At 51.0% G+C, this 10445-nt stretch carries 7 protein-coding genes; 5 read left to right on the plus strand and 2 right to left on the minus strand.

What is annotated here, in order from left to right; genetic code table 11:
* Positions 1 to 57 precede the first annotated feature (57 nt).
* Positions 58 to 2547 carry a glycosyltransferase gene (locus tag B3D59_RS04495; RefSeq protein WP_286817977.1) on the minus strand — a complete coding sequence of 830 codons (2490 nt, stop codon included), beginning with the start codon at positions 2545 to 2547 and terminating at the stop codon, positions 58 to 60.
* 163 nt (positions 2548 to 2710) lie between these two features.
* Positions 2711 to 2956: a hypothetical protein gene (locus B3D59_RS04500; RefSeq protein ID WP_286817979.1), complete on the minus strand. Its 246-nt coding sequence runs from the start codon at positions 2954 to 2956 to the stop codon at positions 2711 to 2713.
* A 141-nt stretch (positions 2957 to 3097) separates the two neighbouring features.
* Here B3D59_RS04500 and B3D59_RS04505 point away from each other — a divergent pair, with 141 nt between their 5' ends.
* The 5 genes from B3D59_RS04505 to B3D59_RS04525 form a co-directional block, all read left to right on the plus strand.
* Positions 3098 to 5152 carry an ATP-binding protein gene (locus tag B3D59_RS04505; RefSeq protein WP_286817980.1) on the plus strand — a complete coding sequence of 685 codons (2055 nt, stop codon included), beginning with the start codon at positions 3098 to 3100 and terminating at the stop codon, positions 5150 to 5152.
* A 59-nt stretch (positions 5153 to 5211) separates the two neighbouring features.
* Positions 5212 to 6072 carry a GAF domain-containing protein gene (locus B3D59_RS04510; RefSeq protein WP_286817981.1) on the plus strand — a complete coding sequence of 287 codons (861 nt, stop codon included), beginning with the start codon at positions 5212 to 5214 and terminating at the stop codon, positions 6070 to 6072.
* 153 nt (positions 6073 to 6225) lie between these two features.
* Positions 6226 to 7722: a circadian clock protein KaiC gene (gene kaiC / locus B3D59_RS04515; RefSeq protein WP_286817982.1), complete on the plus strand. Its 1497-nt coding sequence runs from the start codon at positions 6226 to 6228 to the stop codon at positions 7720 to 7722.
* On the plus strand, positions 7712 to 8020 hold the full coding sequence (locus B3D59_RS04520) for a circadian clock KaiB family protein (protein ID WP_286817983.1): 309 nt from the start codon (positions 7712 to 7714) through the stop codon (positions 8018 to 8020). The genes kaiC and B3D59_RS04520 overlap by 11 nt, the downstream gene beginning before the upstream one ends.
* Positions 8020 to 10445 (plus strand): PAS domain S-box protein (locus B3D59_RS04525; RefSeq protein ID WP_286817984.1); only part of this gene is annotated, 2426 nt, incomplete at its 3' end. The genes B3D59_RS04520 and B3D59_RS04525, both read left to right, overlap by 1 nt.

The raw sequence follows: 10445 nt of genomic DNA on the forward strand, positions 1-10445 counted from the left end.
CCCTGCCTTTGAGGATCAGTGCGGCGGTTTTCAGTCCTGAATGGATATGGGCCATGATCATACCGCTTTTAAGAATTTTTCCATTGATACCGGGGTCTCCATCTCTTTGTAAAACTCCCAGGACTGTATAAATGCATTTTCAAAGGAGCGGTTTTCCATGTATTCCCTGGCCCGCCGGGACATTTGAGGGCACAACCCGGGGGTGATCACAAATTCCTGCATGGCAGATAAAAGGGCTGTGCTATCATCGCTTTTAACGATAATGCCGGTCTTACGGTCCAGCATATTTTCGCAGGGGCCGCCCAGGTCCGACACGATCACGGGCAGGCCCGAAGCCTGGGCTTCAAGCACCACATTGCCAAAAGTGTCTGTGGTGGAGGGAAATACAAAGATATCTGCCGAAGCATACACCCGGCATAAGGGCTCACCGGAAAGGTAACCTGTGAAGGTCACGGGATAATTTTTGAGCATACCTTTCATTTCATCGGCATAAGGACCGTCTCCCACAACAGTGAGATGCACCTTGTCATTGGTCGCATAAAGCGTTTTGAACGCATCCACCAGAAGCGGCAGATTCTTTTCCCTGGACACCCGGCCCACATAAAGAAATTTCAACGCATCCTCATTGACCCCGAAATTGGAAGTCAGGATGTCGCACCGCTTTGACGGATGAAAAATTTCCGTGTTGATGCCCCGGGGCATGATGCGGATTTTTTCGGCCTTGATGCCCCGTTCGGTGAGCTCGTCAAAGGAGTTCTGACTGGAAACATAGATCTGGTCCATCTGGTCGTAATACCAGATCATGAATTTCCAGGTCAGGCCTTCGATAAAATCATCCCCGGTCAGATATTGGGCATATTGGGGAAACTGGGTATGATAGGTTGAGCTCAAGGGCAGTTTCAGGATTTTTGAAATGGCCAGGGCTGCCAAACCAATGGGGCCGGGTGTGGCGGAGTGGATATGGGTAAATCCCTGCTGGTAGCAATAATCAAGCATCTCCAGGAATGGTGGGTAATACATTTTTTGTTCCGTATATTCCGGGATCTCATAAACGCCCATGGGGGTAAAGTTTTTTACCCCGTTTCCTGTTCTTCCTGTTTGGGCATCACAGGTAATGATGGTCAGGTGTTTGTCGTTTTTCAATGCGGCCTGCACCTGCTGTTGAAGGGTCTGGGCAACACCGTTGACATCGTAAAAGGTGTCGGTAAAATGCCCAAGCTTCACCCTGGATTTAGGGGCCTGTATCCCGTTTTTGTATCCGGCAAACCGGTTAAGGACCGCCGCATTTATTTCATTGTCCTTGGCAAAGTGGACAAAAGCCAAAAAGTAGGGTGCTAAAAGAGAGTAGAGCCCGCCCACAGAGCCGATGGTCTGGAATATATTGAACAGGTTGGCCCCGGAGGCCTGTCCTAGAAGATGGTCGCCTGTATGGGACAAAACCTTGTTTGAGAGCTGGTTGACAAAATCGAACCATAATTTTTCCCTGTGCTGTTCCTGTTTTTCCAGGGAGGAGCCAAGGCGTATTTTGTTTGACTGTATCCTGGCGATATTCATCAGGTCCGGGTTTTCCGCAAACAGACGCTCGGTCTCCCTTCTGATCAGATCTTTTATGGAAACGAATTGGGTTGTTTCCTGGCGGTTTTTACGTTTGCTGAAGAAGGTGTAAAGCTTTGATATAAGTCCGTCATCTACAGTGGATACCGGCATCAGGGACTGGTCAAGAAATTTGAGCAGCTGGTCCTTGCCTGTGTGGCGCCCGAGGTTAAACCGGCTGCTGTAAAATTGGTAGGCAATGCCGTAGAGGTTGTGGGCCATGGTCTGGGGCGTGGACGGATCGGATACGGCCCGGGATTTGCCGTTAAGGATGCCGGCCATGAAATCGTCAAGATTCGTTGCATTATCCACAGCCGTGCAGGTTCTGGCGATATTTAACCCGGAGTGATCATCGGATCCGCCGGTGAGGTTTTTTTTCCATGGTGTATCGAACAGCGGCTGGTAATCATAAATATTTGACAGTCGTTCAATGTCCATGGGGGTGAGCTGCTTAAGCACCTGGGAAACAATTTGATTTTGTTTGTCGTTTCTTGCACCGTTGAGCTCAAAGTTTTTAAACAGTAGAAGCATCTGTTCAAAATGGTTGATGGTCAGCCGGTCATTGACGGCGTAGAGGGGATGGGCAATAATATTGAGAATGTTCTCAGCATTGAGGTAGGCCACCAGATCAAAGATATTCTTCCGAATTTTTTGGATCTCATTATGATGGGCTTCGGTAATGTTCTGGGCCAATACATGCACCTTGCAACCATCTTCGGGAAAATAAGCGGTGATCTCCTCTGAGATATATGTGTCCGGCAGATGGGCAATTTCAAGTGCCCCGTCAATGGTGTTATGGTCGGAGATCGTGACAAGGGACATGCCCTTTGCCTTGGCGGTGTTATACACCAGCATAGGTTCCGTGAAACTTTCAGGACAACTGATTTTCTGCAGGATCCACTGGGAAGGGCGCTTGGAAAACTTGGAGTGCACATGAAGATCTATTTTCATCATTTCCTATCCTTATTAAAGAGATGAACATCCTGTTTGTCCTATAACTTACCTAAATTATGTTACATCACTGTGAAGACAGGATTAGAAAAATGTGAAAAGAAAAGTGGACAGACAAAATCAAATCGAACAATGGCCGCTGTCTGGACAGGCCACCGTGCCTGCCCTAACGAGGGCAACCATAAACGAGCGCAACCACGGCGGGATTGCCCCCACGAAAAATGGCCGACAATAGAATCACGCCTGGCGTGTGAAAAAAACCTGCTTTTTGTTCCGCTTTATGATTGCTGTAAAAGGTTAAAACCCTTGCCTTCAGCTTGAGGCGGATTTCATTTTGCCGGCAGTTGATTTTATTAACCACGAAGAACATGAAGAACACGAAGAACACGAAGAATAAAACCTCTGGACACAATCCCCCTTCGTGTCCTTCGCCCTCTTGTAGATAGTATATAGTTTCATATAAAAATAATATAATAGCAGATTGTCCGTCTTGACTATTCCAACACGCTTTATGATATATATGCTGAAAAATAAAATTCTGTGGAAAGGTGGTATGCAAAAAAATTTAAAAAAACAAGCACATTTAAATAAGGTGCTGAAAGCCGTTCTGAATACCAATCAATTGATTGGGAAAGAAAGTGATCCCGCATGTCTTATTCAAAAGGCGTGCGAGGAACTTATCGGCACCATGGGATATTTTAATGCATGGATCGGACTTCTGGATGAAGAGGGTCGGCATGTCAAATTAACCGGCACCGCTGGATTTGACAGGGCCTTTGACGTCATGCGGGAAAGATTGCATCAGGGGGTATTCCCTTGCTGCATGCAGCATACGCTTCAAACAAACGACCTTGTTGTCATTACAGATCCTTCAGCCGAATGTACGGATTGTCCCCTTTCCAAAGAATATGCCGGTCGCGTGTCACTCTCCTGCTGTCTTGCGCATAAGGGCAGGCTTTTTGGTATCCTGTCGGTATCGGTTCCCGGCGGTTTTTCCCATGAAAAGGATGAACACGATTTGGTTTTGGAGGTGGCCGGTGACCTTGCCTTTGCCCTTGCCAAAATAGACGCGGAAAAAAGAAATCAAGCCTTATTGGACCACTCTCCACTCTGCCATAAAATTGTGGATCTGGGGTTTAATCTGCAATACATGAGCGCCAATGGATTTAAATTGCTTAAGCTGGAACCCAATGCCAACGTGTATGGAAAACCCTATCCGTTTGATTTTTTTCCTGAACCGTTTAAAAGAAGGATGATTAAAAACTTAAAGCATGTAAAACGGACCGGTGAAACAGTTTCAATGGAGGCATTGACCTGTGATATTCACGGAAACGAGATCTGGTTGAACTCCTCACTGATCCCTGTGTTTCATGATGACGGTACACTGGATTATATTACCGTTGTTTCTGCCGACACAACCCAACGCAAACAAGATGAGAAGGAAAAAAATGGTCTTGAAAAGCGACTAAAACAGGCCCAGAAAATGGAAGCTATTGGAACAATTGCCGGTGGTATTGCACATGATTTTAACAATATTCTGTTTCCCATTATCGGCATGTCGGAATTGTTGATGGAAGACCTGTCAAAGGACAGCATTCAATATGAAAACGCACGGGAAATATTAACCGCTGGAAAACGGGGGGCGGATCTTGTAAACCAGATACTCGCATTCAGTCGTCAGAGCGAACATCAAATGTCACCGACCCGGATTCAGATTGTCTTAAAAGAAGTTCTGAAACTCATACGGTCAACCATTCCATCCTATATTGAAATAAATCAAGATATTAAACAGGATTGTGGAATGGTAATGGCGGACCCGACGCAAATTCACCAGATCGCCATGAACATTATCACCAACGCCTATCATGCCATGGACACAGACGCCGGAAAAATAAGCGTGGTTTTAAGGGAGACCGAGTTGGCGTTATCTGACGTACCCAGTAAATATATTGAACCCGGCAGATATGCGCTGCTATCATTTTCCGATACCGGAAGCGGCATTCCACAGGAGTTGATGGATAAAATTTTTGATCCCTATTTCACCACCAAGGAAAAAGGGAAAGGTACGGGGATTGGGCTGTCTGTCGTTTACGGCATTGTAAAGGCACATAAGGGAGATATCATCGTTTACAGTGAAATCGGTAAGGGAACGACATTTAACATCTATCTGCCGATAATACGGCTAACGGATATATCGGATTCAAAAAAGTCGATAGAGAACATTCCAACCGGCAATGAACGCATTTTATTGGTTGATGATGAAGAGCCGATTGCAAAATTGGAAAAGCAGATGCTTGAACGAATCGGTTACAGTGTTACCCGGCAGACCAGTCCTTTAGATGCTTTGATTTGCTTCAAAGAAAGTCCGAATGCCTTTGATTTGATTATCTCTGATATGAATATGCCACATATGACGGGCCTCGAGCTGGCCAAAGAGATAAAATCGATCAGAAACGATATTCCGATTATTATCTCGACCGGGTTCAGTGACAGATTAGAAGCCCAGAACCTTGGGGGGCTGGGTATAGACGCCGTTTTGATGAAACCCGTTATTAAATCGGACATGGCTGAGACTATCCGAAAGGTGCTTGATGACGTAATTGGTTAGCGTTTTAAACACTTACATTGAAGATAAAGGAAAAAAATATTGTGTTGGAAAGGGCTGCAATGACGATTGATGTTTCAAGAACAGATTTGATCAAAGAAATCCAAGCGCTGAAAGAAAAATCCCTCATCAGAGATGAGGTGGTTGCCGGATTATGTCAAGCGATTCAGGAGTTATCAATTCGGGAAAAAGAGCTGAATGTAATAATGAGCGGAGCAAAGGCCGTTCTTGAACAAAAAGGCTTTAAAGAATCTGCAAGGGCTATCTTTGATTATTGTAAAGATTTGATCGGTGCAACCTCCGGATATGTTGCCCTGCTAAATGAAACCGGCCAAGAAAATGAGGTTGTTTTTCTTGAATCAGGCGGTCTTCCGTGTACGGTTGATCCTGAATTGCCCATGCCTATCCGTGGATTACGGTCAGAGGCGTATTATTTCAATCAAGCGGTTTACCATAACGATTTTATGAACAGTGAATGGATCGACTTCATGCCCCAAGGGCATATGAGCCTGAAAAATGTCATGTTCGCACCTTTGGTTATAGACGGCAAAAGTGTCGGATTAATCGGTCTGGCAAACAAGGCAACGGATTTTAATGACCATGATGCTAAAATGGCAACCGGTTTTGGTGAATTAGCAGCGATCGCATTGCAGAACAGCAGGAATCTGGATCAAAGAATTGACGCAGAAACGCAACGCGAGAAGGTGATCGAAAATTTAAATCAGGCACTTTCTCAGGTTAAAAAACTCAGTGGGTTGTTGCCCATCTGCAGCTATTGTAAAAAAATCCGTGATGACAAAGGGTATTGGACCCAGATCGAATCTTATATCGATGAACATTCTGAGGCCAGGTTTAGCCATGGCATATGTAAAGCGTGTGCAGAAAAATATTATCCGGATTTGGATATTTATGAGGATAAATAGTTACAAATAATTGTGTGACGGCGTATTTTTTTAAAGAGGTCTATATGCAGAACAGATGTGATAAATTTCAATGGATGCTTGATGAAAATAGATACAAGAAACAAGAGGGCGAAGCGCCTGCGGTGCCCATTTTAGTTTCATAGGGTATTAAAAATGAATCCAGAAAACCAAAAAGGAAGAAGGATCGTGATGACAGCCATTACAAAAAATACGGGAAACAGCGGTTCCGGCCCCCCTGGAATCCCTAAGATTCCTACCGGCATCCGGGGGCTGGATGAGGTCCTTAACGGGGGCGTCCCCAAAGGCGCAATGACACTTCTCAGCGGCGGACCGGGAACAGGCAAAACCATGCTGGGGCTTGAATTCCTTGCCCGGGGGGCCATGGCCGGGCACCCCGGCATTCTGTTGACCTTCGAGGAAACTGAGCCGGCCTTGAAAAACTATGCCGCGGGGTTCGGGTGGGATCTTCCGGAATTCGAATCCAAAGGGCTTATAGCCGTTGTATCAGCCCGTATCCAACCGGACGCCGTGCTTTCCGGAGATTTCGACCTGCGCGGCGTCATCGGCATCCTGCGGCAAAAGGCCGATACCATGAAGGCCGAACGGGTGGTTGTCGATGCCCCGGACGTGTTTCTTCGCCTTTTGGGCGACATCGCAAAAGAGCGGGCCGAACTCCATCTGTTGCACGAATGGCTACGCGAGGCCGGGATGACGGCCTTGATGACGGTCAAGCGCCGAACGGACCCGTCTTTGGCCTCGCATTATGATTTCCTCGATTACATGGCCGACTGCGTGATTCAACTGGACCAGCGGGTTCTTGAGCAGGTCACTACCCGGCGTCTGCGGGTGATCAAGTACCGCGGCGCCGCGTACGGCCGAAACGAGTATCCGTTCGGCTTCACGGACCGGGGCGTCTGGATCATTCCCGTAACCCAGGCCAGCCTGCGGCACGCCAGCCTCGGCGAAAACCTCTCCACCGGCGTGAATCAACTGGACGAGATTCTGGGTGGCGGTTACCGGCGCAACTCCTGCACGCTGCTGACGGGCAATTCCGGCACCGGCAAGACCACCTTCGCCTGCGCGTTTGCCCTTTCCATGGTTTCGTTGGACGAACGCGTCCTCTACCTGGATTTCGAGGAAAGCTGGGACGCCCTGGTTTCTTGCATGCTGAGTACCAGCCTCGACCTGCGGCCGGCCAGGGAGTCCGGCAAGCTGAAATTTATTTCCCACATGCCCGAATCCCAGGGCATCGAGGAACACCTGATCCAGGCACTTCGCGCCATCGAAGCGTTTGAACCGCATCATCTGATCATCGACGCCATTTCCGCCTGCCGCCGCATGGGCTCGGAACACGCGGCTTTCGATTTCCTCATTCGCATCATCGATCATTGCAAGCAACGCGGCATAACTACGCTGCTCACCAACCTGATTTCACCCATGGACCCGGGCCGGGAAATCACAGGCATCGATCTTTCCTCGGTTATCGATACGGTGATCGTTTTGCGCAACGTGGAAAAAAAGGGGTGCTTCGTGCGGGACCTGGGCGTCCTCAAATCACGGGGCCGCGCCCATTCGAGCCGCATTCACGAATTCCGGATCACGGACAACGGCTTTGAGATCGGCGGAAAGGAGGGGGATCATGTCAAATAAAGAGCCGGCCCGAAACCCCGCGATCCCCCGCTGTGTGGCCCGGCTTTTTGTCTGCGGTGATGCCCTCAACTCGCAAAGGGCCAGGGAAAATCTCCGGCGACTGCGGGAAACGCTTGATCACGTTGAATTCAAAGTATCGGTTATCGATGTGAACCAGGCCCCCCAGACGGCCCTGGATCATGGGATTTTCGTCAATCCCGCCCTTCAGGTGCTCGAACCGGCACCGGGAATGCTGATTTACGGCGATTTGAGAGATTTAACGGCCTTGGCATCGCTGTTTCCGAAAGGGGATGCATAATGAGCACTTCGACATCACCGTCTTACGATGAGTTGAAGCGGCGCCTGGAGGCTGCGGAATCGGCGCTGCAGGCCATCCGGGAGGGCCGTGTGGACACCATTCTGGGCGAACGCGAGGCCCTGGTGGTGCGTCTGGCAAAGGCCGAGGCCCGGGAAGCCCATTTGAAGCAGGTGCTACTCGGCATCCGCAACGTCAACCAGCTTATCGTGGTCGAGGACGACCCGCTGTGCCTGATCGAGCAGGCGTGTGGGAATTTGACCGAAACAATGGGGTATCACAACGCCTGGATTGCCCTGCTGGGTGGTGAAGCGGCCCGGGGGCTGGGGCTGCAAACCGAAGGGCCGGTGGCGGCGGCCGCAGCTGCGGGGTTCGACGGCGGGTTCGAGATCCTGCGCAAGCGCCTCGAGCGCGGGCAATTCCCGAATTGTATGGCCCGCGCGATGGAAAGCGGAGACACGCTGGTGAAGGGCAACCCGGCGGCGGATTGTTCCGATTGCCCCCTGCACGGCCAATACGGCGGCCGGGCCGGTTTGGTGCGTCGCCTGGAAGCGGACGGCGTGACCTATGGTATCCTGACGGTCTCCGTCCCTGCCGCATACGCCCGGGACGACGAAGAACAGGATTTCTTCAACGAGGTGGCCGGTGATCTGGCCTTTGCCTTGTACAAGATCACAGCGGCGCGAAAATTGGAGGAAAACCGACAACATCTGGCTCTCGTCATCGAGGGGTCGGACGTGGGAACCTGGGAGTGGAACGTCCGGACCAATGAAACCCGCTTCAACGAGCAGTGGGGGGCCATGCTCGGATACACCATCGAGGAACTGACGCCTTACGACTATGCGACCTGGGAACGCCTGGTTCACCCGGGAGACCTTGGACAGGCGCGCCAGGCCCTGGCGGATTGCGTTGAGGGCCGGACGACCGACTACAACTGCGAGTTCCGCATGCGGCACAAGGACGGCCGCTGGGTATGGATTCTCGATCGAGGGCGCATCATGACCCGCGACGACGTGGGCAAGGCGCTATCCCTGTTCGGCACGCATACCGACATTACGGATCTAAAACAGACTGAAGAATCGCTCAGACGGCAGCACGCCATGCTGGCCCGCACCGAGGCCCTTGCTCATGTGGGCAGCTGGGCGTGGGAAGCCGAAGGCGACAAGGTCACCTGGTCGGAAGAACTGTTCCGCATCTTCGGACTCGAACCCAGGGAACAAGCCCCTCCATTTGCCGAGCACCAGGCTTTTTATGTCCCAGCGGATCGCGCGCGCCTGGCCAAGGCGGTTGAAGACTGCCTGCAAAACGGCGTCCCTTATGCTTTGGAAGTACGTTTCACGCGCACCGACGGACAGTTGCGTCACTGCATCGTGCGGGGAATTCCAGAGCACGGTGCCGATGGCGCGGTCAACCGTCTGTATGGCAGTCTGCATGACATCACGGAAATAAAGCGCGCGCGAGAACGCATTGCCATCCTGGGCCACATGCTCGACGAGGCCCCCGCTTCGATCACGATTCACGACACCGAGGGACGCTTTCTCTACGCCAACCGCAAAACCGTCGCACTGCACGGGTACGCCGGTCTGGATGAGCTCCTGAAGATCAATCTTCACGAGCTCGACGTGCCTGAAAGTGAGGCCCTGCTGGCCGAACGCTTCTGCAAGATCAACGAGGCGGGCGAAGCCCGCTTCGATGTCAAGCACTATCGCAAGGACGGCTCGACGTTCCCCCTCGAGGTTCTGGCCAAACAAATCGAATGGAAAGGCCGGCCCGCCGTTCTAAGCGTCGCTACGGACATTACCGAGCGCAGGCAGGCTGAAGATGCGCTTGCCCGACAACAGCGATCCATCAAGCTATCCAGTCAGATCGCCAGTGTTTTTTTGATCTCCTCCCGGAACGAGGTCTTTGCTGATGTTCTTGATGTCCTCCTGAGTGCCCTGGACAGCCGGTTCGGCTTTTTCGGGTACATTGATGAGGCCGGCGACCTGGTCTGTCCCTCCATGACGCGGGAGATCTGGGATCAATGCCAGGTGCCCGAAAAGAGCATCGTTTTTCCCCGAGCCGACTGGGGAGGGCTGTGGGGTCGGTCGCTGATGGAGAAGCAGACATTGGTCGCCAACGAAAACCTCCGGATTCCCGAAGGACATGTGGCCCTGGATAATGCCCTGGCGACGCCCATTGTGCACCATGATAAACTGATCGGCCAGTTTGTCGTAGCCGACAAGGCGGGGGGATACAACAAGGACGACCGGGACCTTCTGGAAAGCGTGGCAGCGCAAACGGCGCCGATTCTGTTTGCCATCCAGGAAGACGCCCGCCAAAAAAAAGCGAATGAGAAACTGGAAGAGCAAATGCGCCAGGCCCAGAAAATGGAGGCCGTAGGCCGTTTGGCCGGCGGCGTGGCCCACGATTTCAACAACATGCTGGG

It is taken from the genome of Desulfobacter sp. UBA2225, assembly GCF_002348205.1.
Taxonomy (GTDB): Bacteria; Desulfobacterota; Desulfobacteria; order Desulfobacterales; family Desulfobacteraceae; genus Desulfobacter; species Desulfobacter postgatei.

Coding starts and splice junctions, on each gene's coding strand:
- B3D59_RS04495 (WP_286817977.1), bottom strand. CDS start 2,547: ATGATGAAAATAGATCTTCATGTGCACTCCAAGTTTTCCAAGCGCCCT.
- kaiC (WP_286817982.1), top strand. CDS start 6,226: ATGAATCCAGAAAACCAAAAAGGAAGAAGGATCGTGATGACAGCCATT.
- B3D59_RS04505 (WP_286817980.1), top strand. CDS start 3,098: ATGCAAAAAAATTTAAAAAAACAAGCACATTTAAATAAGGTGCTGAAA.
- B3D59_RS04510 (WP_286817981.1), top strand. CDS start 5,212: ATGACGATTGATGTTTCAAGAACAGATTTGATCAAAGAAATCCAAGCG.
- B3D59_RS04520 (WP_286817983.1), top strand. CDS start 7,712: ATGTCAAATAAAGAGCCGGCCCGAAACCCCGCGATCCCCCGCTGTGTG.